19 protein-coding genes and 3 pseudogenes are annotated in these 24,368 nt (G+C 65.2%); 11 read left to right on the forward strand and 11 right to left on the reverse strand.

The window, feature by feature from the left end; genetic code table 11:
* Positions 1-319 precede the first annotated feature (319 nt).
* The 3 genes from ACV7NQ_RS39705 to ACV7NQ_RS39715 all read right to left on the reverse strand — a co-directional run bounded on the left by ACV7NQ_RS39705 (position 320) and on the right by ACV7NQ_RS39715 (position 4,669).
* Positions 320-2,329 carry a recombinase family protein gene (locus ACV7NQ_RS39705; protein WP_463364214.1) on the reverse strand — a complete coding sequence of 670 codons (2,010 nt, stop codon included), beginning with the start codon at positions 2,327-2,329 and terminating at the stop codon, positions 320-322.
* Positions 2,330-3,207: 878 nt separating this feature from the next.
* The gene (locus ACV7NQ_RS39710; RefSeq protein WP_463364215.1) at positions 3,208-4,005 is read right to left on the reverse strand and encodes an inositol monophosphatase family protein; all 798 of its coding nucleotides are present in this window, start codon (positions 4,003-4,005) and stop codon (positions 3,208-3,210) included.
* A 244-nt stretch (positions 4,006-4,249) separates the two neighbouring features.
* Positions 4,250-4,669, reverse strand: a complete 420-nt coding sequence (locus ACV7NQ_RS39715; RefSeq protein WP_463364216.1) for a GlcG/HbpS family heme-binding protein — start codon at positions 4,667-4,669, stop codon at positions 4,250-4,252.
* Between the two features lie 97 nt (positions 4,670-4,766).
* On the opposite strand from ACV7NQ_RS39715, the gene ACV7NQ_RS39720 reads away from it, so the two are divergent.
* The gene (locus tag ACV7NQ_RS39720; RefSeq protein ID WP_463364217.1) at positions 4,767-5,198 is read left to right on the forward strand and encodes a MarR family winged helix-turn-helix transcriptional regulator; all 432 of its coding nucleotides are present in this window, start codon (positions 4,767-4,769) and stop codon (positions 5,196-5,198) included.
* Between the two features lie 84 nt (positions 5,199-5,282).
* Here ACV7NQ_RS39720 and ACV7NQ_RS39725 read toward each other — a convergent pair whose 3' ends face one another.
* Entirely contained in the window at positions 5,283-5,786 is a 504-nt protein-coding gene (locus ACV7NQ_RS39725; RefSeq protein ID WP_463364218.1) for an SRPBCC family protein, read from the reverse strand.
* Between the two features lie 219 nt (positions 5,787-6,005).
* On the opposite strand from ACV7NQ_RS39725, the pseudogene ACV7NQ_RS39730 reads away from it, so the two are divergent.
* Both ACV7NQ_RS39730 and ACV7NQ_RS39735 read left to right on the forward strand, forming a co-directional pair.
* A pseudogene (locus ACV7NQ_RS39730) lies at positions 6,006-6,351 on the forward strand (transposase); the annotation flags it as partial.
* A gap of 160 nt (positions 6,352-6,511) precedes the next feature.
* Positions 6,512-7,432: a phosphotransferase gene (locus ACV7NQ_RS39735; RefSeq protein WP_463364219.1), complete on the forward strand. Its 921-nt coding sequence runs from the start codon at positions 6,512-6,514 to the stop codon at positions 7,430-7,432.
* A gap of 197 nt (positions 7,433-7,629) precedes the next feature.
* Here the strand turns inward: ACV7NQ_RS39735 and ACV7NQ_RS39740 are convergent, their stop codons facing one another.
* The gene (locus ACV7NQ_RS39740; RefSeq protein WP_463364220.1) at positions 7,630-8,079 is read right to left on the reverse strand and encodes a hypothetical protein; all 450 of its coding nucleotides are present in this window, start codon (positions 8,077-8,079) and stop codon (positions 7,630-7,632) included.
* A 132-nt stretch (positions 8,080-8,211) separates the two neighbouring features.
* On the opposite strand from ACV7NQ_RS39740, the pseudogene ACV7NQ_RS39745 reads away from it, so the two are divergent.
* Positions 8,212-9,172, forward strand: a pseudogene (locus ACV7NQ_RS39745) (IS1380 family transposase); the annotation flags it as partial.
* Between the two features lie 82 nt (positions 9,173-9,254).
* On the opposite strand, the gene ACV7NQ_RS39750 reads toward ACV7NQ_RS39745, so the two are convergent.
* A complete protein-coding gene (locus ACV7NQ_RS39750; RefSeq protein WP_463364221.1) occupies positions 9,255-10,124 on the reverse strand; it encodes a group II intron reverse transcriptase/maturase in 870 nt (289 codons plus the stop codon).
* A gap of 217 nt (positions 10,125-10,341) precedes the next feature.
* Here ACV7NQ_RS39750 and ACV7NQ_RS39755 point away from each other — a divergent pair, with 217 nt between their 5' ends.
* The 5 genes from ACV7NQ_RS39755 (at position 10,342) to ACV7NQ_RS39775 (ending at position 16,573) form a co-directional block, all read left to right on the forward strand.
* Positions 10,342-11,523, forward strand: a complete 1,182-nt coding sequence (locus ACV7NQ_RS39755) for a tyrosine-type recombinase/integrase (RefSeq protein WP_463364222.1) — start codon at positions 10,342-10,344, stop codon at positions 11,521-11,523.
* Entirely contained in the window at positions 11,520-12,278 is a 759-nt protein-coding gene (locus tag ACV7NQ_RS39760) for a tyrosine-type recombinase/integrase (protein WP_463364223.1), read from the forward strand. The genes ACV7NQ_RS39755 and ACV7NQ_RS39760 overlap by 4 nt, the downstream gene beginning before the upstream one ends.
* 66 nt (positions 12,279-12,344) lie before the next feature.
* Positions 12,345-13,838, forward strand: coding sequence for a site-specific integrase (locus ACV7NQ_RS39765; RefSeq protein ID WP_463364224.1), 1,494 nt, complete (start codon positions 12,345-12,347; stop codon positions 13,836-13,838).
* Positions 13,839-14,309: 471 nt separating this feature from the next.
* Positions 14,310-15,560: a hypothetical protein gene (locus ACV7NQ_RS39770; RefSeq protein WP_463364225.1), complete on the forward strand. Its 1,251-nt coding sequence runs from the start codon at positions 14,310-14,312 to the stop codon at positions 15,558-15,560.
* Positions 15,557-16,573, forward strand: a complete 1,017-nt coding sequence (locus ACV7NQ_RS39775; protein ID WP_463364226.1) for a hypothetical protein — start codon at positions 15,557-15,559, stop codon at positions 16,571-16,573. The genes ACV7NQ_RS39770 and ACV7NQ_RS39775 overlap by 4 nt, the downstream gene beginning before the upstream one ends.
* Position 16,574: 1 nt before the next feature.
* On the opposite strand, the gene ACV7NQ_RS39780 is transcribed toward ACV7NQ_RS39775, so the two are convergent.
* The 5 genes and pseudogenes from ACV7NQ_RS39780 to ACV7NQ_RS39800 all read right to left on the reverse strand — a co-directional run bounded on the left by ACV7NQ_RS39780 (position 16,575) and on the right by ACV7NQ_RS39800 (position 22,589).
* A complete protein-coding gene (locus ACV7NQ_RS39780; protein WP_463364133.1) occupies positions 16,575-18,074 on the reverse strand; it encodes an NF041680 family putative transposase in 1,500 nt (499 codons plus the stop codon).
* A 130-nt stretch (positions 18,075-18,204) separates the two neighbouring features.
* A pseudogene (locus ACV7NQ_RS39785) lies at positions 18,205-18,366 on the reverse strand (IS5 family transposase); the annotation flags it as partial.
* Between the two features lie 27 nt (positions 18,367-18,393).
* On the reverse strand, positions 18,394-20,715 hold the full coding sequence (locus tag ACV7NQ_RS39790) for a tyrosine-type recombinase/integrase (RefSeq protein WP_463365999.1): 2,322 nt from the start codon (positions 20,713-20,715) through the stop codon (positions 18,394-18,396).
* Positions 20,716-20,720: 5 nt separating this feature from the next.
* Positions 20,721-21,794 carry a tyrosine-type recombinase/integrase gene (locus tag ACV7NQ_RS39795; protein ID WP_463364227.1) on the reverse strand — a complete coding sequence of 358 codons (1,074 nt, stop codon included), beginning with the start codon at positions 21,792-21,794 and terminating at the stop codon, positions 20,721-20,723.
* A gap of 9 nt (positions 21,795-21,803) precedes the next feature.
* Positions 21,804-22,589, reverse strand: a complete 786-nt coding sequence (locus ACV7NQ_RS39800; RefSeq protein ID WP_463364228.1) for an IS5 family transposase — start codon at positions 22,587-22,589, stop codon at positions 21,804-21,806.
* 144 nt (positions 22,590-22,733) lie between these two features.
* Between ACV7NQ_RS39800 and ACV7NQ_RS39805 the strand changes: the two genes are divergently transcribed.
* Positions 22,734-23,891, forward strand: a complete 1,158-nt coding sequence (locus ACV7NQ_RS39805) for a site-specific integrase (protein ID WP_463364229.1) — start codon at positions 22,734-22,736, stop codon at positions 23,889-23,891.
* Positions 23,888-24,346: a hypothetical protein gene (locus ACV7NQ_RS39810; RefSeq protein WP_463364230.1), complete on the forward strand. Its 459-nt coding sequence runs from the start codon at positions 23,888-23,890 to the stop codon at positions 24,344-24,346. Before ACV7NQ_RS39805 ends, ACV7NQ_RS39810 begins: the two co-directional genes overlap by 4 nt.
* Positions 24,347-24,368 lie beyond the last annotated feature (22 nt).

Consider the following 24,368-nt stretch of genomic DNA (forward strand, 5'->3'; position numbering starts at 1 on the left):
TCACCTACGGCCCAACCATCCCCTCGACCTCAACACCGCAGGATCACCATGTCAGCTCTCCGGATCCCCCGCTCTCACCGAGGTGGACCTGGCCGTCGGTTGTGGCGGTAGCGGTGGTCGGGCTACCGGTTCTGTTCTTCACCGAGCAGCACATCGACCCGAACTCCGACGCCCGCTCTGTCGGAGCGGCTGACATCCGGTGGTAAAACGACGGCGGATACCGTCGACTGTCGTACTCATCCAGTTCGCCTGCAGTGTCCTCGGCATCTTCCGGCTCCGGCCTCCACTCGTGCAGTCGTTCGAGTACTCACTACAGGGTTTATGTGGCTTCTACCAGCGCTTTTGTTGGATTCCGGAAGTACTGTTGCGAATACCGTCCGGGATTCGGCACAGAACTCAAGTTTGCGGGATGCGGGTTTTGTGTGGTTGCGGGTGTTGTGGGGTCGGCTGCGTGGGTGGTGAGGTGGTTGATGTGGTCGAGGGTTGGTGCGGTGATGTTGATGGTGAAGTGTGCGTGGTGGGTTTGGTGGTTGTAGGTGGTGGTGAAGGCGTAGGCGTCGAGGAGTTGTCGTAGGAGTGGTGTGGGGAGTTCGGTGAGGTCGAGTTGTGTTTGGGGGAGTTGGTTGATGAGGTCGAGTGCTGGTTGGGGTTGTGGTGGTTGGGTTTTGGTGAGTTCGGTGAGGTCGGCCACCTTGGTGTGGTGTTGGATTTCGAGGTCGCGGAGTTGTTGTCGGATGTCTTCGATGACGTGTCGGTCGGTGTCGTAGTCGAAGATGCCGAGGTTGCGGATGAGTCGTGTCCGGGTGTTGTCGATGCGGGTGAGGGTTCGTTGGGTGGTGTCGATTTGGGTTTGGTGTTCTTCGGCTTGTGCGGTGTCGGTGGTCTGGAGTGAGGTCAGGAGTAGTTCGCGGCGGTGGGGTCCGAGGACGTGGGTGTTGAAGAATTCGGTGATGGCGGCGAGGATTTCGGGTTCGGGGAGGTAGATCCCGGTGGGGTGTCCGGGGGGTCGTGAGGCTTTGGTGCGGGGTTGGCAGAAGTAGTAGGTGCGGGCGCCGCCGTCGGCTTTGCCGCACATGCGGTGTTTGCAGTGGACACAGGTGATGTAGGAGCGCAGCCGGGGGTAGACGTGTTTGGTTTGGCGGTGGGGGTTGGGGTCGCCGGGTGTTCGGTCGCTGCGGGAGCGTTCGCGGCCGGGTGCGATGTGTTGGGCGGCGTGGAATTGGTCGATGGTGATGATGGGGGGGTGTGCGGGTTGGGGTGACCAGATCCATTGGTTGGCGGGTTTGGTTTTGCTTTTGTGGAGTGTGGTTTTGTTGCGGGTGCGGTTGTAGACCTGGTAGCCGGTGTATTTGGGGTTGTGCAGGATGTGGGAGATGGTGCTGGTGGACCAGGGTCCGCCGTTAGGCGATGGGTAGCGGTCCATGTCTTGGTTGAGTCGGTCGCAGATGCGGGTGTAGCCGAGTCGTTCGGTGATGCGCCAGGTGTAGATCTGGCGGATGGTGGGTGCGGTGTCCTCATCGATCATGAGGATGGTTTTGTGGAGTCCTCGGGATCGTTTGGCGGGTACTGGGTGTGGGATGTGGTGGGGTTGGTAGCCGTGGGGGATTTTGCCGATGTTGTAGCCGGCTTTGATGTGTTGTTCGGTGCCGCCGCGGGATTGTTCGAGGAGGTTGCGGACGTACCAGTCGGCGATGGCGCGGTTCATGCCGCGTACGAGGGTGGTGGTGGCGGCGGGGTCGCCGGTAGTGATGTCGATGGGTTCGTTGGCGCACCAGAGTTGGATGTCGCACTGTTTGAGCCGGTGTTCGAATTCGATGGATGCTCGGGTGTCGCGGGCGGTGCGTGAGATTTGTTCGGCGATAACGACATCGAAGGCGGGCTGTGCGGCGGCCGCGGCGGTGAGGAGGTCGGTGATGCCGCCGTCACGCGGGACGGGGACGTTGAACTTTTCGTGGCTGGTGCCGTGTCCGCGTTGGTCGAGGTCGAGGCGGCCGGTTTCGATGTCCCAGTAGTAGGCGACGATCACCACTTGGATCGGCAACCCTGCGAGTTTGGCTTGGCAGGTGGTGACTTGGCGGGGGATGGAGAGGGTGGGGTCTTGGTTGTCGTCGGTGGAGGTCCTGCCGACGAAGGCGGCGCGGATGATGGGTGCGATCTGGTTTGGGTTGGTGGGGGTGAGTCGGGCGATCAGGTCTTCGATGGTCACCGTGGACTGTGGGTCACCGATCAGTTCCCGCTCACCGGCGGCGGGGTTGTCGTCCTGCGTGGGCTGGGTGTCGGGTCGGGCGGTATCGCGGTGGGGTTGGATGGGGTTTGTTGGGTCGACCATTGCAGTGCCTCCCGGATGGCTTGTGCTTGCAGGATGTTCAGGCGTCGTCCTTGCTCACCGGCGATGTGGATGATGTCGAAGGTGACCGACAGGTGTGGATTTGTGGCTGGTTGCCGGGAGTGATTCGGCCCCAGCGTATTCGCTGCAGGTGCGTTGTCCATGTTTGATCATGAGAAGCGGCGGTGGTGATCAGCAAGGATCGTCGTCCAGCCGGTATACGGGGGTTTGTGGACGCGGACGGGGGAGTGCTCCGCGAGAATTCTGCGTGAGTGATGGCGGCCGCTCTCTTGTGGCGCACTGCTCCCGGCGGCCTACTGCACCAGCGGATATCAGTGACCGTCGTCCAGGAACTATGGTCGCGTCTCCATGGATACGACATGCCGGCGAGTGTGGAGTAGATGTCGGGTTGTTGTGTGCGAGGGGGGATTCGGGCGCAGATTCACGACACCGATGACACCTACGGGTGTTCGAGTGGCGTCGAATCTACGTCGCCAGCTCGTTGCGGTCAAACCACTGGAGCGGAGAGTGTTGCGGTGTATTCGGTTGGAGGAGACCAGGATTCGGTGTCGTCAGGCGTGGTAGCTGTTGTTGACCGAAACTGTAGGTGATGCTGCATTCACAGTTTGGTTGCTGTCGAGTACGTTCGCGCACGGGATGACTTGTGGCTCTTGTGTGTCGGTTGCGATCCGGCAGGGCTGTCGACGAGGTCTGAAGGTCGTCGGGCGATCCGAGGGTTGTCATACATCCGACTGGTCCGATTCGGTCTCGATGCGATGGAATCGAACCGCGGCCGCAGCCTGACGAACGTCCGCACATGCCGATGTGCGTGCATCGATGAAGTCGGTGAACCGGATGGCGGACCCGGTGTTGTTTCAGTTCTATTCGTGTCCAAGTAAATCGAGTACTTGCTCGTGCAGGCGGCCGTTGGTGAATACGGCGGCGCCGGATGAGATGCTGCGTCCTTTGTGGAGGTCGCTGAACTGTCCGCCTGCTTCCTCCACGATCGGTACGGCGGCGGCAATGTCCCAGGGCCCGGCAGTCAGGTGAAGAAAGATATCGGCCTGTCCGGCAGCCACGAGCATGGCGCCCTGGCATGCTCCGGCCCAGTCCGACAGCGGGCCACCGTCAGCACACCGCGCGAGAAGGGTATTGGCTCTGGCCAGACGCTGTGTTGGAACCCAGTCTGCGACAGGCCAGATCACAACGGTGGCTTCGCTGAGGGTGTCGGTCCTCGTCACCGTCAGCGCCTGGTTCGGTCCGAGTTGTCCATCCAGGCAAGTACTGGTCCACGCTCCTGTGGTGCGTGAGGCCCACCATCGGCGCTGCAGGGCCGGGGCGGAGATCATGCCGGTGAGTACCTCGCCGTCGTCTTCGACTGCGAGCAAGGTGCTCCACTCGGCCCGTCCCGTGCAGAAGTTGCTCGTCCCGTCGATCGGGTCGATAACCCACCGTCGTGTGGCATTGCCGTGAGTACCGAATTCTTCTCCGACCCAACAGTCCTGCGGGCGGGCGTTCGCGAGTCGAGCGCGGATGGCTTGCTCTACCGCGCGATCGGCCACCGTGACCGGGCTGCCGTCGGGCTTGGACTGCGTCGCGATACTCCCGGCCGAGAAGTACCGCATAGAGATGGTGTCGGCGACATCGGCCAACTGCTGAGCAAGTGTGAGGTCGTCCATCGGGGTCACAGGTACAGAGCTTAGAAGTGGCCGGCTGCTCGGTCGCAAGATCGACCCGAACCATGTGACGCACTTCACGACAGCGCGCGGTAATGCCGCGATCCGGGCGTTTGATCGGACCGGAACCGATGGCCGACAAGTGATCTCGCGACCGCTCGCTCATGCCGATGAGCGCGCAATGCCGGTGCCTGGGTGCCTGCTGTGCGCGGTCGTGTCCGCGCACAGTCTTCCCGACAGCGCCTGGCTAAGCCGACACGACGGGCAAGAGCGAGGCGAGCCCAACCTCTGCACATGCGTCGTCTTGTTCGGGGATGCCTCCACTGACCGCGATTGCACCGACGACGGCATCGCCGCGTCGTATCAGCCGAGAACCTGCACCCGCGATGATGGGTGTGCCCGCAACCTGATCCATCTGCGCGAACAGTGCGGGCCACGCCTGCTGCATACGTACCAACTCGCCGCCGTCGCGATGGAACAGCGCCACACTGGACGCTTTCGCCGGGGCGATGCGCGCCGATAGCGGTGGCGCGCCGTCCATGCGATCGACAACCAGCACATGTCCGCCGCCATCGACGATCGCGACCGTGACTCGCGTCCCGAGTGCAGCGGCGTGCTCTCGTACGCAGGCGCTGACGGCCCGCGCTTGCTCCGAAGTGAGTGACATCGTTCCACCTTCAAATCTCTTGGACCAACCAAGCTTGGTCGCCCCAAGGATAACCGTATTCGTGGGGCGGCCCAAGGGTTTGGTTAGACTTCAGTCCATGGAGCTGGAGGAAACGCCCAGCCGCCTGCGCAGTAAACCGACATGGCTGATCAGCAAGACTGCTGTGCGGGCGCACCGGCTCATCGGCGAAGCGATGGCCGCGGTCGACGGCCGCGCCTACCACTTTGCGATCCTCGCCGCACTCGACGAGTTCGGCCCGGACAGCCAGGTGCGGGTCGGCCAACGGTGCGGAATCGACCAGAGCGATATGCACACCATGCTCAAGGAACTGACCGAGCAAGGACACGTCGCACGCACCCCGGACCCCAGCGATCGACGCCGCAACCTGATCGCCTTGACCCGCTCGGGTCGACGACGGCTCGACGAACTGGACTCAGCACTCTCGATTGTTCAAAGCGACCTGCTCAACGGCCTGTCGCCCACCGAGCGAGATCATCTCGCCATGCTACTCACCCGCGTTCTGGGGTAGATCTTCAACGCGGGTGGGTCAATGCACTCTTCTGCCGCATATCGGGCGTTCGCCGAACACCCGCGTCTACTGACTTTCGTTCCGTCAGCCGCCGGGCGTCCAGGCCCGGGACGTCGGTGTGGCAAGCTCGGCCAGGTGGTGCAGCGAGTTGGTGAGATGCTCAGGGCCGAACGGCGGGAACCGGATGCCTCGCTCCCGGATGAACTGCGGCACCGCCGACCAGTCGTAGGTGAGCGTGACCTCAGTCTCGGACGGATCGAGCGGCGCAAGGTCGTAACGCCAGATCCAGCCGCCGAACTCCAGGTGACCGTCGCCCTTCTCCTGCCCCGTCAGCCAGCCAATGGCGCACGGCGGGTCGAGCACCTGGACCTTGTTGACCACCTGGTAGTCACCGTTTGGATGGTTGGGGTGATACATGTCCATCCGGAAAATCTGCCCCACCTCGGTCAGCGGCGCTCGTTCGACAGCTTCCTGAACCCAGCCGGTGCCATCGATCGCAGAATGGGTCGTCGGGTCCGCCAGCACCGCGAACACCCTCGCGGCGGGCACGGTGACAGTCAGGGTGGCGCTCACGTTCTCCTCGGTCACGGTGTGCACGCTCCTTGTCATCTCATCTCGGGCCTCCCGCAGGCGCGGAAGGGGGACGTTCCCAACATGCAGACGACGCGGCGAGGCGGAACTCATCGGTCGTGTGGGCGGAATCCGCACCCGTGCCACCGCTACCCCGACGGGGTTTTCCATGGGTAAACCATGGTGTTGATCTTGGCAAGGAAAACCCCAGGTCTGTGACCTGGGGTTTTGTGCGCCGCCGAGCATGCCGGTGACGCGTCGCCGGACGGGATGCAGCACCTGCTGGCCCGCGCCAGGTGGGACGCTGGCGCGGCGTCCGCGATGATCTGCGCGGCTATGTCATCGAGCACCCGGGCGATCCGGGCGCGGTGCTGGTGGTCGATGAGACGGGGGACGTCAAGAAGGGCAGTGCCACGCCGGGCGTGCAGCGGCAGTACACCAACGCGGCTGGGCGGATCGAGAACACTCCCAGGCCGCGGTCTACCTCGGCTAAGCCGCCCCGCGCGGGCACGCGCTGATCGACCGCGAGCTGTACCTGCCGAAGTCGTGGACCAATGACGCGCAGTGCTGCCAGGCTGCCGGCTAATAGCCGCTCACGGCGCTGTTCGGACTGGTCACGCCACGGCCGACCGAACATCCGATTCTGCCGATGTGCGGAAGTTCGTTTACGACTCCGGTGCATGCTCCCCTGGCACGTCCAGACCGCTTCCGCTGTATCCGACGCCTATGACACAGTTCTCACCGTGCCGTTGAATGGTCTGCCGGACTGGTTGCCGGCCTGGTGTGTGGACCAGTTGGGGGACGAGCCAGTCAGCGTGCTGTTCGAGCTGCGGCGGATGTCGGCGGTGTTCGGGCTGCGGCTGGCCGGTGGGCGCGATGTCGTGGTGAAGGCGCGGGAGAATGGCGGCCGCGTCGCGTCGTGTGTCACCGCGCAGGCCCGGTTGGCGGAGCGGGGGTGTCCGTGCGCCCGACCGCTCACACCTGCGGTCGGCGTCGGTGCTCTGGCGGTACACGCCGAGGAGTACCGGCCCGGCGGTGAACTGCTGCCCGGCGACTCGCCGGACGTCGCCGTGCGCTACGCGGCGGTGTTCGCCCGGCTGATGGCCGAACTGGCCGATGTGACCGTCGCGCCGCCGCTGCCGAATCCGCGCTGGGTGCGTTGGGACCACACGGATTCGGGAGTGTGGCCGATGATCAAGGAGCTGGACGACCGAGACCAAGGCGCCGTGCCCGCGTACGTCGTCGACACGGCCGACCGTGTGCGCAAGCGGCTGCTGGCCGCCGACCTGCCGTGCGTGCTGGGCCACGCCGACTTCGAAGCGCAGAACCTCCGCTGGCGCGACGGGGACGTGTGGGTCGTCCACGACTGGGACAGCCTGGCGTGGCAGCCGGAGGCGACACTGGCTGGTGCGGCGTGCGGGGCGTTCGCCAACGCGTCACCGCCGACCCTGGCACCGATCGAGAGCTCCGCCGCGTTCCTGGTTGCTTATCAGGATCTCCGGGGGTGCCGGTTCACCGCGGAGGAGCAGGAGGTCGCGTGGGCGGCCAGCCTGTGGCCGGCGGCGCACAACGCTCGCTGGGAGGCGGTGCACGGTGACACCCCGGTGTGCTGTGACGCCGTCCGCGCGCAGGCAGCCGAACGCCTCCGCCGAGCCAACGCCTAGCCCCAGCGCCCAATCGGTAATTGGGCAGCTTCTGGCTATAGCTACAGCAAGTGAGCGCAAATGCCGCCTATCGCGCGGTCGGCGAATGTCCGCTTCTGCCGATGGGCGTGTGGTTACCGTGGCAGTCGTGGGCGCGAGGAGCACTGTCCGGAAGGAACCGGGCACCTCAGTGGTGCCGGCTGGCACGCTGCAGTAGATCAGTCCTTCCTTTGCCGGGAACTGAGTAGGGATCTGCGGAGACCGCTGAACGCATAGCCGGCCGCCCACACTGAAATCACAATGAGAACAACGAACATCGGTAGCCAGCTGCCCTTATGATGATCGACGCTCCACCAGACCCCCGTAAACAGAATCGCGCAGATAAACAGCAGGATGTCGCGCAAGCCGCCGCGATAGAAGCCGGCCGCTCTGCGCAGCGGCCGGTATCGGTTGACGGTCGCGACCAGGTCGTCGATGCGACTATCGATGCTCCGTTGGAGTTCAGCTCGCCGCTCCACCTCCTCCGGAGGTAGGTGGTCCAGCAGTTCCATATCCTGCTTGATCGTCTTGCGGACATCCGGGCCCCTCAGATATCCCGCCGCTGCGCCGAGAGCCAATCCACCGGCGATGGGCGCGATCCCCACGGCAAGGTCAGCCAAAGCGGGCATGCTTCCTCCTTAGCCTCGATCCACCGATGCAATCTGCAGGTAGGGGCGTGTTGAAATAGAGAAAGTGCCTTCTGAACTGGGAAGATTGATGTTCTGACGCATTAATCAAGACCAGGACAGGCAGACACTTTCGTGCGATTGTTCCACACGTTCGCCGAGGACTCGGCGCGGTTCGATGAAGACAACCTCGTTGCGATGGCCGGGTTGGTGCCGGTGATGACACTGGCCGAGCAAACCGGCCTGACCAGCATATTGGCCGATAAAGTCGCCATCGCTGCACCGAGGATCAAGTCGGGGTCGGCGAATCCGGCGCCGAAGCTGGCCACGCTGATCGCGGGAATGTGCGCGGGCGCGGACAGCATCGACGATATCGATCTGCTGCGCAGCAGTGGGTGCACCGAACTGTTCGGCGGGGTGTATGCGCCCTCGACGGTGGGAACGTTGTTGCGGGAGTTCACCTTCGGGCATGCGCGACAGTTGGAGTCGGTGCTGGGCGAGCACTTGGTCGCCTTGTCCGCCCGGGTGGATCTGCTGCCCGGTGCGGACGTGCGGTGCTTCGTCGACATCGACTCGCTGCTGCGGCCGGTCTATGGCCATCAGAAAGAAGGTGCGTCCTACGGACACACCAAGATCGCGGGTAAACAGGTTCTCCGCAAAGGGCTTTCACCGTTGGCGGCCACGATCAGCACCGACATCGCCGCGCCTGTGATCGCGGGGATGCGGCTACGCGCCGGCAAGACCGGCTCCGGCAAAGGCGCCGCGTCGATGGTCACCCGAGCGATCAACACCGCCCGGACCGCCGGGGCGACCGGCACGGTCGTGGTGCGCGGTGACTCTGCTTACGGCAACCGCAAAGTCGTGCACGCGGCGCTGCGGGCGGGCGCGCAGTTCTCGCTGGTGATGATCCGCAACGCGGCCCGTGCGCTATCCGGGAGCGGTCCGCGACCCCGACACCGGTGAGTGGATCTCCGACGCCGAGGTCGCCGAAATCGCCTACACCGCTTTCGCTTCCACCAAGGACAAGGTCACCGCCCGCTTGATCGTGCGCCGCGTCAAGGACGCCCGCTACCCAGATGCGCTGTTCCCGGTCTGGGTAGGCTCGGTCGAGCGGCGAGGTGCCAGTAGTTCCTGGTCCTTTTCCGCTCGACCTGCCCCCGAACCGGACGTGCCCGTTATCAGGGCATCCGGCTCTCCGATGACTGCGGCGTGAGCGGTGAGGCGGGGTGTGCGTGGATCAGACCGTGACAGTCGCCGCATACTACGAGGGATTTGCGGCGGCGTTTGGCCATGACCTGTGCCCAAACGGGTTGTTGGTGACCGGCTTCGGGGAGATCGGCAAGCGCACGGACATGGTGAACTTCGATATTGTCCGTGCGCCGACAAAGCTCGCATCGCCCGTTGACGAGCCGTTTGACCAGCTCTTTGTTCGAGTAGACCGGTCCGGTCGAGACGCGGTCGGTGAGGACCGCGGTCTTCTGTCGTTTGAGCGGTATTCCGCCGAAATGTGCGACCAGTGGTTTCCTGCCCGTGCGTTCGACGCCAGCCTGGAAGCACGTGCGCGGCCCGTGCGATGTCGTGATCTTGGCCCTGAATCGGGCCGCCATCTTCGACACCGTCGAGCGATGCTTGCATGCCAGCGTTTTGAGCATGGAGGTCTCCATGACCCATCGCAGCCGGTGCAGTCGGTGAACGTCACCGGCGAGCAGGTAGTACTGGACTATGCCCCGGTACTGGGCTCCGAAATGGCCGACGATGGTGTAGTCGGTCTCGTTGACCAGAGGCGTTCGGCTCGCGGGTTTTCCGCGTAACACGAACGGGGCACTTTTGGCCTTGACCACCGACGCGGGGACATGCAGCCGGACCGTCCCGTTGACCGAGCGGCGGTTCCGCCGATCGGTCGCTGTGGGTTTGCGTGTCCTGTGGCTGCTGGATGCGACGGAGATCTCGTAGCCGAGAAACCGCGCCCGCTGGGTGCGGGCGTGGGTGATCAGCGTCTTGTCCGGTGACAGCTCCAGTGCGAGGTCCTCGCGCAGGAAGTCGGTCAACCGTTGTTTGATCTGCTCGGCTTCGGCCTTGGGACCGACGAACCCCAGCAGGGTGTCGTCGGCTTATGTTGACCGGGGAATTATGTTGACCGTGGTGGTGTAGGTGCTGGTGAGGGCGGTTTTGGTGGTTGGTTGGTCGACATAATTCCGGGGGTTGCGGTCGGTTGTTTTCTCTGTCTGTGGTGGTGAGTACACCTCTACGGATAGGAGTAAGGCGATGGGCACGGACAGTTCGGGACAGGCCACGAGAGTGGTGGGGCCGTTGGCGTTGTGGGAGCCGCCGTTTCGCGGGGAGTTGGCGCGGTTGGGGTATTCGGAGTCGTCGATTCGCGCTTCGATCCTGGCGATGGCTCGGTTGAGTGAGTGGGTGCGGGGCCGGGCGTTGTCGCCGAACGAGCTGACATCGGAGGTCCTCGCCGACGCCGATATTCGCGGGATCGGCTTGGTGGTGCGGTTTTTGCGTGAGATCGGCGTTGTTCCCGAGCCGGACACCGGATCGTCGGTGACGGCGGTGGCGTTGATGATCGTGGAGTTTCGGGGTTGGTTGGCCGGTGAGCGGGGCTTGTCGGCCGCGACGGTGAGTTGTTATGGCAAGCAGGGCGGGGTATTCCTGGAGTTTCTGCCCGAGCCGCTGGATGAGGCGCTGCGGGGGTTGACGGCCGGGCAGGTCACCGCGTTCATGCTCGCCCATTGCGAGGGCCGTAACCGCGGGTCGGCGAAGGCGATGGTGACGGCGTTACGGGCGTTGTTGCGGTTCCTGCACGTGGCCGGGCATGTCCCGGCCGGGTTGGCGGGCGCGGTGCCCGCGGTGGCGGGATGGCGGCTGGCGTCGCTGCCGCGTGGTCTCGACGCCACGGTGGTGGCGCGACTGTTGGCCGGCTGTGACCGCGACACGGTGACCGGCCGCCGTGATTACGCGATCCTGTTGCTGTTGGCGCGGTTGGGGTTACGTGGAGCTGAGGTCGCCGACCTGGAACTGGGCGACATCGACTGGCGCGCGGGCGAGGTCACCGTGCACGGCAAGGGCAACCGGATCGACCGGCTCCCGTTGCCGGCGCAGGTCGGTGAAGCGATGGCCGCCTATGTCACCGACGGCCGGCCACGTTGCGACGCCCGGACGGTGTTCTGCACCGTCCGCGCCCCCTATCGCCGGCTCACCCCGGCGGCGATCCGCGCGATCATGGGTTATGCGTGCGCCCGGGCAGGCCTCGACCGGCTAGGAGCGCATCGGCTGCGCCACACCCTGGCCACCGAGATGCTGCTCGCCGGGGCGTCGTTGCCCGAGGTGGGGCAGGTGTTGCGGCATCGCAGCCAGCTCGCCACCAGCATCTACGCCAAGGTCGACGACAACGCTCTGCGGGTCCTGGCCCGCCCGTGGCCGGTGGGTGGTCGGTCATGAGCACGCTGCGTGAGGCCGCCGAGGCTTATCTGGTGATGCGGCGGACGTTGGGATTCAAACTGACCGGCCAGGCGCGGATCCTGCGGGAGTTCATCGGTTACTGCGAAGCCCACGCCGTCGAGCACCTGACCGTCGAGTCGGCGTTGCGGTGGGCGACCCACACCCCGACCGACAGTCAGGACGGGGTGTGGTGGAGCCGCAGGCTGATGGTGGTGCGGATCTTCGCCCGGCACCTGGCGGCGCTGGACCCGGCCACCGAGATCCCGCCGACCGACATGCTGTGCCACCACAAACGCCGCGTCGCCCCATATCTGTATTCACCCGACCAGATCAGCGACCTGATCACGGCCGCCGGGCGGCTCGACCCGCCCCTGCGGGCGGCGACCTGGCAAACCTTCATCGGGTTGTTGGCGGTGACCGGCATGCGCAAAAGCGAGGCATGCAATCTCGACCGCGACCACGTCGACTTCGACACCGCGACGCTGATCATCCTCGACTCGAAGTTCGGCAAGTCCCGCCAAGTGCTGCTACACCCCACGACCGTCGCCGTGTTGCGCGACTACCGGCAGCGTCGCGACCAATGCTTTCCGGAACCGGTTTCGGCGAGTTTCTTCGTCAACACCCGAGGCAAACGCCTCAACATCCCCAACATCGGCCACACCTTCACCGTTCTGCTCGCCGCGGCGGGGATCGAGGCGCAGCCGTGGCAGCGACCCCCGCGCGTGCATGATTTGAGGCACATTGTCTGCGCTTAGTTCCCGTGTTGCGATTAGTCCGGAAAGGGTGGGCGGCCTGGGTGTTTGGGCGTTGCGGCGGGGTGTGTGGCGTTTCTACCCTCGGCGTCCATGATCTTGAGCTACTTCACCTCGCGGGGCTGGCAGTCCTGGGACGTCGAGCACCGGCCGGTGATCCCGGAGGGAATGCCGATCCTGATCGATGAGGACCTGCTGTTCGAGGACGGCCCGGCCGCGCCGCGCCCGACCACGGTGATCAACCAGTGGCTGCGGCTGCTTCCGGCCAGCGGGGCTCCGGCGCCGAGTTCGTGGGAGAACTACGCGCGAGCGGTCAAGGAATGGACGGAGTTCCTCGCCGAACACGGTGTGGCACTGTTCGATTCGCGTGATTGCTTGAAAGCCGGGCTGAGCCGGTATGCCGAGCACCGCGCCGCCGGGCCGATCAGGGAGCGGTTCGCGGCGACCACGTGGGGGCAGCACATGAGCATCCTGTCGCTGTTCTACCGGTGGGCCATGGAGGAGGGCTACGCGGCGGCCGAGCCGTTCACCTACCGGTCCGCGCGGGCGGTGTTCGCTGGCACCGGCCGCGAGGTCCGGGTGAACCTGGCGGTGCGCCGCACCCCGAAGCCGCACGTCACGATCAAATACCTCGAGCCGGATTTCATCGACCTGCTCCGCAAGGGGTTGCGTGGGCTGGCGCCGGACGGCTCCTGTGACACCGGGTTCTCCGGGCGGGAGATGACCCGGAACAGCGCAATTGGGGATTTGGCGCTGGCGACGGGGCTGCGGCTGGGCGAGTTCACTCACCTGCTGCCGTGGGAGATCCCGGCACTACCGCCGACGCCGACGGGGATCCCGATCCCATTCCCGGTTCCGGCGGGAATCACCAAGGGCCGCAAGTTCCGCACCACCTGGATCTCCTACGACGCCCTGGCCGGGCTGCACGACTACCTGCAGTTCGACCGCGCCGCGGTCACCGACGGCTCGGGATGGCGGCCACCGCGACGCTGGGGCGAACCGCTGCACGTCACCGAACCAGACGCTCGCGGCGGCCGGATCAACGGCATCCGCCGGTCGTGGGCGTCGCTGACTCCCGCGGAGCGGCGGCGGCTGGTGGCGCCGCAGGGCGGGTCGTGCCTGCTGGCGGTCAAGGGTGATGGTGGGCCGTTCACGGCGTGGGCGACGGTGTTCGAGCGCACGTCCGACCGGATCCGCGCCCGGTTCGAACCCCGATTCCCGCATATCCATCCGCACCGGCTCCGGCACTCCTTCTCTATGCAAACTTTGGAGTATCTGGTGACCGGTTACTACAGGCAGGCGGCGAAGCTGGTGTGTGACACCGACGCCGACGCGGCGCTGGTGTTCTACCTGACCAAGGCCGATCCACTGCTGGTGCTGCGGGACCTTCCGGGTCATTCGACCGTGTTGACGACCGAAAAATACGTGAAACGTCTTGATACGACACGGATTTACCGGCAAGCCTACGAAATCGCCGGAGTGGCAGTCGGACTCGTCGACGATACCGCAGCACAGCGGGAAGCCGACGCCGAATTCGATGACGACACCGACGAGGAGCTGTGATGCCAGCCAGTGTGATCGATGATCCGTTCGGGCTGAGCTGCGTGTTCAGCGATGGCAGCCGGGCCGAATTCGACCTCGCAGGATTGCCGAACCCGAAACTTGCGCGTGATTTGGCGACCGGGTTGGTGGAGCTGATACATCCCCACGGGGAGCGTCGATGCCGCCGGCACCGTGGATGCGTATGCGGGAGCTGTCCGGGCGATGGTTCGGACGCTCGCTGAGCAGGGTTTTGGTGGTGACGCGTCAGAGCTACGCCGAGGGCAGTTGGCGCAGTTCTGGATGGCAGGTCCCCGCAGGTTGGAATCGTTGACCCGCGCTCTCGTTGAGGGGTATGCGAGATCCGGCGGCGTCCTGGCTGAGGGTGTATTGGAGTTGGCAGCGGGCCGCCATTTCAACATTCAACCCAACCATCGTGCTCTGCCGCCATACCCCGAGGCTGACTGGCACCGTCTCACAGAGATCTGCCGCCGGGTGGTCGATGGGTCCTATTCCGAACACCGCCGTGCTCTGGCCGCGATTCAGCAGGCCGGCGATCCTGCCCAGCACGGGTGGACATGGGAGAACTTTTGCTGGCTGCTGTCACGACTCGGCCCGGTCCGGTCCCGGACAACCGCTCACGCGATCGGCTTGACCTACAGCGCCTTTCAAAATCGTCGATGGCCGGATTACTTCGACGCACTGCAGGCGATGTTCCCGCACCTGGACGTCGTCATCGCCTACCGGCTGCTGTTCGGCATCTACTCGGGCATCGTTCCCGACGGCATCGCCGACCTCGGCGTCGATGACATCGAATGGGTAGGCGACTCAACAGTCCTTTTGTCCTACATCAAACGCCGCACCGCCGCCGAAAGCCTCATCTTGCCGCGGTCAGCAGTCCGACTGCTCGAGCAGTGGCTTGCGCACTCGACCCAGCTGCGCAGCCAGATCGACCCGATCCACCGCGATCGGCTTTGGTTGGGGCTGAGTTACGTCGGCCAACCCACTCTGATCGGTGAGATCGACCGTGTCGCGGTCCAACGCTGGGTCCAGCGACACGGCGTAGTCGGTGCCGACGGCAAGCCGCTGAAGATTCATCGAGCACGCATCCGCACCACGCATCACGCGATGCGCGACAGAAGAACCTGGAGAGGCAATGCTCGTGCCACGATCGACCCGAACCACACGCCCGCAGTCGAGGGAGACCACTACCTGTCGGTGACGACCCCAGGCCAGCAACAGGCCGTTGAATCCATCATCGAGGACGCCCAGCACGATCTGTTGCGCCGCGCTCACCTGCCCGCGGTGATCACCGAGGACGAAACAGCCGCACTCGTCAACGGATACCCCCAGATGGTCGCGGCTATGAATCTGGACGACCGCACCATCGCCGAACTGGTCGGCGGCGCACGAGATGTGTTCACCGCAGCGTGTGGTGATCAACTGTCCGGACTGCACGGCCCGGTCGGCAAACCGTGTCCGGCCAGGCCCTGGATCTGCGTGCTCTGCCCGCTGGCGGTATTCGCCCCACGGCACGCAGTGAACCTGTTGCGGCTCAAGGCATTCTTCTCCCGCCAATGGCAGCAGATGCCGGCCGCGCATTTCATGGCGGTCTTCGGCCCCTACGCCTCCCGCATCGATCAGATTCTTGCCCGGTTCGATCCTGCCGAACTCGCCGCCGCAGCCACCCATGTGACCGACGCCGACACCGAAATCCCACTCCGCCCAGAGGAACTCACCGCATGACTACTTCCGCTACCGAAAGGCTGCGCGAAGACCAACCATCACCATTCCTTGGAAACGATGTCTGCCTGCAGGCAGGGTTCGCATTGCCCGATGGCGTTCGCCGCACGCTGTTCGACGACGACTTCTGGGACTTCACCCAGGTCGCCGGTCTGGCGGTCCAGGTCCAATTGGCCAGTCGCCGCTTCGACTTCGCCGTGATCGGCAACCCGCGATGGCGGCTCGTCGCCAAAGAACTGATCATGGCCGCCTTGGCACCGCAGCATGCCGCCGTCGCCGAATTGCCCAGGGCATACCGCACACCACTACATCTGCTCAGCTGCGTCGCACGACTCAACGAACTCACCCGATTTTTCCGCTGGCTCGAAACGCGGAATGTCACCTCGTTGTCCGAAGTCGACACCCACACCTGCGAGGCATATCTGGCGTTCCGCCGCTACATCCTCGACGAAGACGACAATGTCGTCGGTGAGCAGAGCCCCGCGGTTCGGCGCTCTGCCGCGCAGATCGTTGTCGACCTGGTCAACTACCAGGACCTATTCACTGCCGACCGTGTTCCCGCCGATCTACGGCCCTGGGGTGGCGCAACGGCGTCCGCGGTTGCCGAAATGCCTAGCGGCCGAAGGGAAAACAAAACTCCAGCTGTCGCCGACGAAGTTCTGCAACCCATGCTCGCGGCAGCGCTGCACCTGGTCCAGATCCTTGGCCCGCACGCGGTCACCGTGAATGCGCAGATCCGCAAGCACGACCGCCTCTTCGGATCCGGGGCCGCAGAACTGAGTCCTGTTTCCGCGGAACCGATCCAGGACATCCTCGCCGTTCTGGCTGACTACACCACGAACGGCACACCCCTGCCTCTGCAGGAAGACCACAAGACCGCCGAGAGACTGACCACTGGATGGTCAGCCGACGACCCCCTGCTGACCATCGCCACCGGGATACTGGCCCGGCAAACCGGCCGACGGAAGATCGAGTCTCGCTGGATGCCGCGACTGCGCGAACCTCTCAGCTTGTGATTTAAGGTGCCGCCGCGTCAGCGGCGGCACCTTTTTTGGTGGGTTTGCCGACGTCGGGGTGGGTGGCGCGATGCTGGTTTTTGGTCCCGGGTGGGCGGCCGGGTCCTGGCCGGGAGGGTTTCGGCGCGCTGGCGGGCAGAGTGGTCTTCCGGCGGAGGTGGCGAAACCCGCGGCGGACGCGGGCGGGAGTGAGCCGGGCCGGGTCCGTGACGGGTTTTTCCCAGGGTCGGCGCAGATCTGTGGTGTGGCCGCGGGCGAGGCGGAGTTGAGTGTAAGCGGCGAGGATGAGCCAGGTCCACCGGTCGCCTTGGTCGGGGGTACGGATCCTGGGGCGGGTCCAACCGAGGGTTTGCTTCAAGAATCTGAACGTGTGCTCGAGATCGAATCTGCGTAGGAACGCCTGCCAGTACCGGTCGATGGTGTCGGCGGTGGTGTCGGGTCGGGAGTGCCACAGCCACACCGGTTTCGGGTTGCGGTCGCCGGGAAGGTGCTCGACACGCAGTTCGATGAGTGAGCCCTCGATGACCGGGGTCGGGCCGTCATGGCCGGCCCAGGCGCCGCGGTGGGGCAGGCGAGGGTGCAGCCGATTGAATGATCGGGCTCGCGCTTGACCGTAATGGGTTGTGTTGGTGCGTGTTTCGGCGGAAGGTTCGGGATGCGTGTCGGGCTGGTTCAGCGTGACTTCCCGGCCGTGCCGGCGGGGACGGCCGTTGGTGCCGGCCCGCCGCAGTGGAGCAGGCAGGCAGAATACGCGGTCGGAGCGGACCCGGCCGAGCAACTCGACGGGCAAGTCGGCGAGCAGCCAAGTTAGGCGGATGATGTCGTAGCCGGCGTCGAACACGATCAGAATGTCCGCCTCGCCCGGGTTGTGCTGCCCGGCGGCCCGCAGCCGGGTTATCACCTCACGCAGTTGCGCGGCGGTGACCTCGGTGACGTCGTCGGCGCGGCCGATACGCTGGGCGTCGAGCAGCGCCGTCCAGCTCGACCGGCCGGTTTCCAGCGCCGCGACGAACGAGTACGGCCAGCCGGGAATCAACTGTGCCTGGCCCTTACCACGGCAGTAGGTGTGGCAGAACGACCGGTCGGCGCTGGTCACCGCGTCGGGCCGCAGCCACGGGCTCACATCCACGGCCAGCACCAGCCGGCCGTGGGTGTCGCGGGGCAGCGGCGGACCCGCCAGCGCCGTACGCAGCCGGTCCACGCGGATCTGCCCGGCAGCCAGACCGTCGTAGAGCCCGCCGTGCCCCCGACGGTGCTCCGGGGCCAACGACAGCCCGACCAGCGTGGTCACCGGCCCGTCGGCACACAGCACCGCATCGGTCAAATCGAACAACGCATCACCGCGCACCGCGAGGCTGTCGTAGAACGAACAACGAAATCCCGCAAGGCAATCCGGTCCTGGCGAGCGTGTCCGCTCGCCACAACCCGCCGCCTCGGGCACAATCTGAGCCACGGCCACCGTCTTCTTCTTCAGGATCTTTCGCAGGAACCCGAAGATCATGAAGCGGTGGCCGCCTTCATGTCACGCGGACACGCCGAGCCACTGCCACCGAAACACACACGAACACAACAGTTCTCACGCAACCGCGACCCAACACCTTAAATCACAAGCTCAGAGCGCATCTGAGAACTCATGTGTTGGGGTCGGTGGTGCGGGCGAGCCGGCGGGTCAGGGTATGGATGGCGGCGATGTAGACCATGGCTTCGTGGTGGTCGGTGCGGGTTTCGTAGTCGCGGACGCAGCGTCGGTGCTTGACCAGCCAGCCGAACGTGCGCTCTACCACCCAGCGGCGGGTTCTGTGGAATCTGATTTGTCAAGTTTATGCCTGTTCGCCCTGGCTGACGGAGATGATCGGCAGTAGGGTCGCCGTTGCCGGGATGCCGATCTGGCGGGGTGTCGCCCCTGTCGGTGTGGGGACGTCGGCCAACCGCTCCAGGAGCCGGTCGAGCGCGGCCTGGCCGTCGTCGACTGCGGCCTGCTCGTCGTGGGTGAGCGGAACGCTGGCCAGCATCCGCTGGAGGTTGTCTCTGGCCTCCAGAAGCTGGGCTTTGCTGGAATGCTTCGGGGTGTAGAAATCGCAACGGGCGCAAGCCATTCTGTGCGGGCACTGTTCGAAGAACGAGTAGGTGCAGTAGCCGTGCCCGAGGTCGTAGAACTGCCAGGGTTCACCGGCGGCGGCCTGGCCGGAGGTGACGGCGTCGCGATCGACGAGGACTTCGATGGTGCAGACGTTGCGGGCGAAGTAACCGGCGTCATTGTAGGCCCTGGCCAGGGTGTTCGGGGTGATCTTGGCGTAGTGCTGGGTTGATTCGGGGCTGCTGTGACCGAGCCAGGCTTGCAACTCGAACAGGGTCATCGGCTCTTTCGCGTTGTAGAGCTGACTGGCGATCGTGGATCGCGCTCGGTGGCTGGTGATGGCGCCGCGCGCATCCGCGGTGGGAACTCCGGCCTTGCGGCAGAGAGCGGGAATGATCGTGCGGTTGATGTAGGTCTTGTCCATCGGGTGGGCGCGCAGCGCAAACAGCAGGTTCACCTGCTCACCTGTCTTGCGGTCGAGCATCTTCGGCTGGTCGGGTCGTGCTGCTTCCCATGCCTCGATTGCCTTGCCCAACAAAGGATCCACGGGTTTGGTGAACGCGGTCCCGGTCTTGTGTGTGGGGATGTCCAACAGGCAGACGGCGTCTCGGGCCAGAACCTCGCGGGAATCACCGGGGATGGGGAATCCGTCGTGCTGCCAACGGATGCAACCGACCCGCAGCCGGGCGATTTCGGCGCTGCGCTGGCCGCTGAACAACCAGACCAAGGCGACTGCCCGCAGGAACTCGAGCGGATAGCGCAGGCTGCTGTAGCTGGTCGGCAAGTCGTCGGGCTCGATGTTGAGCCCGGCCCAGAGCAGCTTGGCCCAGATGTCGTCGGCGATCGCACGGGGATCGGGCCCGAGCATCGCCAGGACCGTTCGCGGGGTCGCCAGCGCCCGCGCGGGGTCGAACCGGCGCGGGATCCACTCCCACTCCTGGCAGTCACGGAAGAATGCCCTGGTCGCGGTGAGATATCCCGACTTGGTTTCCGCCGAGAACGGCTTCCCTTTCCGATCACCGAGCCCATCGTTCCACTGGTTGTAGTCCCCGGCCCGCATCCGGTCCAATGCGGCGACCCACGCAGCGCAGGTCTGCCGGGTCCACTGCGTCGGCTCGGTGATCTGCGGGTGTTCCTCGATCAGCCATCGGCCGATTTTGGACAACACGTTGCGGGCGGACGCGCGGGCCTTCGGGCAGAGCGTCGATGTCGAATACCAGCGTTCCACCCAGTCCGCCCATTCCGGTGCGGTGCCCTCGATCTCGGGCATCTTCCCGCGGAACGGGGACGGCGGGGGTTCACAGAAGCCCAGGGAGGCGACTGCGCGTTGGATGGCGTGCAGAGCGCCGACATGCCTGCGACGCATGGCAGAGTGCTCACGCAGCCGGGCGAACACCTCAGTGGTCAGATCCTCCAGCCGCGGGCTGCGGTTGAGCAGCAACGCTTGGCAAAGAGCCGGGGAGATCCGGCGATCTGCAGCGGAGTCGGCTCGGTAGCCCCATCCGTCAAGCACCCGCGCGACCTGATGCTGGGCATGGTCGACGAGTTCGGCGCCGAATACGCGTCTGCTCAACGGCATCCGCTGGAATCCGCCCAGACGATCGAAGTCGGTGAAGCCTCCGACCAGGTAAGCGAACGCGACCAACGTCGACCGCGCGGTTCCCTTCGCCCAGCCGGGAGACGAGGCAGCGAACGTCGCGGAGGTTTCGCCGATCAGCTGGACCCAGTCGTCGGCCCTCCAACACCAGAATGTTCTGCCGTGCTCGCCGCAGCGCAGCAGGATCTGCGCGATAGCGTCGTTCACGCCTTGGACGTGGTATTCGTTGTCCGCCAAGCAAAGTGACCCACGAAGGTCGTCCAGCGGGCGGAGCAGCCACCTGATGGCCGTCCAGCCCGGCGCTTGGGGATCATGGCGGCCGGGGCGGCGGCGAAGATCCAGGCCCAATCGCTGGAGTGCCGATGTTTCCACGGCGGTGAGCGCGGTGCGCTGCTGGTAAAGCGACGGGCCGAACGGCCAGGTCCAGGTGGGATCCGCGGCCGTCGTGTCGACGGCCGCCGATGGCATCGTGGTCACCGGTGCGCGGCTCCCGTCGCCTGCTCGCCAAGGCGGGCGAGCATGTCGACCCGCCAGGAATGTATCTGCTCCATGCCCTTGGCGAGCTTGTCGGCCAGGTCACGGCCGGACAGGTGGATGTAAGTCAGCGTCGACTCGGTGTTGCGATGGCCGGCGAATCGGGCGATGGCATGCAGTTCCCACCCCATGCGCGCCAGATCGGTCAGGCACAAATGCCGCGTGGTGTGAGTCGAGAACCGGGCAACTCCGGCGGCCAGCGCGATCCGACGCACGACCTTCGACCAGGTCCACAAGGTCAGCGGTTGCGCGTGGTTGCGACGAGACTCCGACAGAAACAACGGCCCGCGCGCCCTGCTGATCGTGGCGCGATGAGCGAGATAGCCGGACAGCAGCACCCCGGTGGGCGCGGAGTACGGCACCACCCGCTCGCACCGGTTCTTGGTCGTCTCCGCCCGCACCCGCAACGTCCGGTGCGCCGGATCGAGATCGTCGGTCCGCAGCGAACACAGCTCTTCACGCCGCAGCGCGGCGTCATAGGCCAGCGCCAGCATCACCCGATTACGAACCGGCTCGGCGGCGGCCACTTCCAACACAGCCAGCCATTGCTGCTCGGTGGGGATCCACGGCAGTTTCGTCATCCGCGGGACCAGGCCCCGCTGGTGGCTGCCATGGCGACCACGCGGCGTATAGCGGCCTCGCCCAACGGGATTGGACTCCCGCAGCCCTTCCTCCATCAAATAGTCATAAAACAGCCGAACAGGCACGATCCGCTGCTGAATCGTGGCGTTGGCCAGGCCCGATCCCGAGTCGATGGACACGACGTTCGCTCCGCGGCGGCTCGGCCGCTCGTTCAACTCCCGCACGTAAACCGCGACGTGCGCCCTGGTCGCGGTGACCGGGTCGATGCCCTCCCGCTCGCACATCGTCAGGAACTCGGCCAAACCCCGGGCATACGCATCGATCGTCCGCGGCGCCCGCCCCAGATCAGTCCATACCCGCAGCCACTCGGCCGCCCGCTCGTGCCGGCCGAGCACCGGCCACTTCTCCTCCAGTACCACCTTGCTGCCCAAGGTTTCTCCCTAGTCCGTGGTCGTTCCGCAGGGGACAATCTTCCCTGTGGACAGATTCCACGTAACTAGTAGCAGTACCTTGAACCCGGTGGCGGTGTCGCAGCGTTTGACTATCTGAACTGTCAGTGCGAGAACGGATTTCGCCCATTCGACGAGCCGTCCGGCGTAGCCGCCGTCGGCCCACACGAGCGTGATCGTGGCGAATCGGGCACGCATTGCGGTCAGCAGCCGGTGGGCGCCGTCACGGTCCTGGATACTGGCGGCGGTGACCACCACCGCCAGCAGCAGCCCGGCCGAGTCGGTTGCGATGTGGCGTTTGCGGCCTTTGGTCTTTTTACCCGCGTCGTAACCGGCCGTGGCGGCGGCCACGGTGTCGGCGCCGCGCACGGTCTGGGAGTCGATGATCGCCGCCGTCGGGTGCGGGTCACGCCCGGCGTGCACCCGCGCCCGGTCTCGAAGTGCGTCGTGGATGCGTTGCCACACACCAGCTTTCGTCCACCTCCGGTAGATGTCGTAGATGGTCTTCGCTGGCGGGAAATCGTGTGGCAGCTGCGCCCACGCGATGCCGCCGCGGACCAGGTAGAAGATCGCGTCGCAGACCAGCCGCCGCGGCCACTTCTCCGCGCGTCCGCCCTTGCCGCCGCGGTTGCCCGGGGGTGGCAGCAGCGGCTCGAGCAGCGCCCACTCGGGGTCGGTCAGCGACGAGGATGGGTAGAACGGGCATTCCGGCGAGGTGATCGGGGACTCGCCGTGGGCCGGGCACAACGAACACGAGCAGGTAAGCGACACTGGCACAGGGACTCTCGGTGACGACGTTTTGGTATGGAAACCTCAGTCGTACCGGGAGTCCCTCTACATATCTGGCATCACACGCCGAACAGCTACCAAGTTCTCAGATGCGCTCTCACTGACGCCGTCGCAAGGGTGGGGGTCGAGAAGGTGTTCGCTCGCAACGCCGACCACGCACCCACGGCCGATGGCGTGATGCAGCCGTGGAGCCTGCCGCTGCACCGCTCGCAGGCCGTTGCCGTGGTCGGGATCGTCCGGACGGCCGTGATCATCGTGCTCGCGGCATCGTCGGGAATGCGCAGCGGTGAACTGATGGAGTTGCGTGTCGGTTGCCGCCGCCCGATCGAGGAACCCATCTCCGGAATGAAGCGCTACCGCATCGCCAGCAAGATCGTCAAAGGCCAGCCCCTCGGCGGCACCGACGACGAATGGGTCGTCATCGAACCCGCCTACCGCGCAATCGAACTCGCCGAACAACTCCACGACAATCCACATGATGGCGAGCTGTTGTTCGGCCGCTTCTCCTTCTACGTCCGCTACAACTGGTTCCGCAACTGGGTCAACTCCCCAGCAGGACAACGGCAGGGACTGGATCCGATCCCCGAAGGCTCCGCCTCCTTGCGCATGCTCAGAAGAACGCTCGCGCTGGAAATGGCCTACCGGCCGGGAGGGGTTCTCGCAGCGAAACTGCAGCTCAAACATATCGCGACCGCCACGACCGAAGGATATGTCGCCAAACCTGGTGGGGCGCAAGCGGAATTGCTGGCCGAGGTGAACAAACACGAGGCCGACCGCAACCTTCAGCTGGTATTGGCCGAGTTCCGCAATTACCAGCAAGGCATTCTGCCCGCCGGGCCCGGCGCCCGCAGCCTCATCGAGTTCTTCGCCGGCATCGACGCTGGACCCGACCCCGAATCAGTTGCAGCGCCGAAGGTTCAACGCAACGACCGCGACATCCTCAACCTGCTATCCAAACGGGCGAAGACGCTGCACATCGGCCCAGCCAATTTTTGTTGGTTCACCGACCCCGCCCGGGCGCTCTGCCTCAAGCTGGCTGGCACCCCGACGGCGACGCGGCCGCTGATCGGCATGTGTGATTCGGCGCGCTGCCCGCAGGCCACCCATCACCAGGCCCACCGCGACGTCTGGGCCGAACACGCCCAGCGCACCAAGACCTTCCTCGGCCAGCTCGGCAAGACCCGCGCCGCCGAACGCGACCGGCTCACCACCGACTACACCCGCGCGCTGCGCGTCGTCGCAGACATCGACGCCGCCACCACGCCCGCCATCGGCAAGGACAAGTCATGAGAATTACTGCCGCACAACGAGTTGAGACCGAGAACCGCATCCGCACCACCATGGATCGGCTGCTGCGCGGCGAAATCCCGGCCGGCGGCGGCTGCGACATCAAGACCTTGGCTTCGCAGGCCGGGGTCGACCGCACCGCCTTCTACGGCACCCGGCCCTACGCCCACCTGCGCGCCGAGTTCGAGCTCCGGCTCCGGCAACTCCAACACGACGGCGAAACTCCCGACCCGAAACTCGCCCAGATCGAACGACTGAAAGCCGAAATCGACAAGCTCAAAAAGCGCTTGGCACAGGCCGATTCAGAAATCGAGCAACTCGCCGACTTTCGAACCCAGACTCTGTCGAGAATCACCGCGCAACACGAAGAGATCCAGCGGCTCCGCACGGCCGCCGACCCCAGCGCCAACGTCATCCGCCTGCCACCGACACGGCAGCAGATCATCGGACCATGCTGATGCACCACACCGAATCGGGTTG

The organism is Nocardia sp. Tas62D01, from assembly GCF_055232035.1.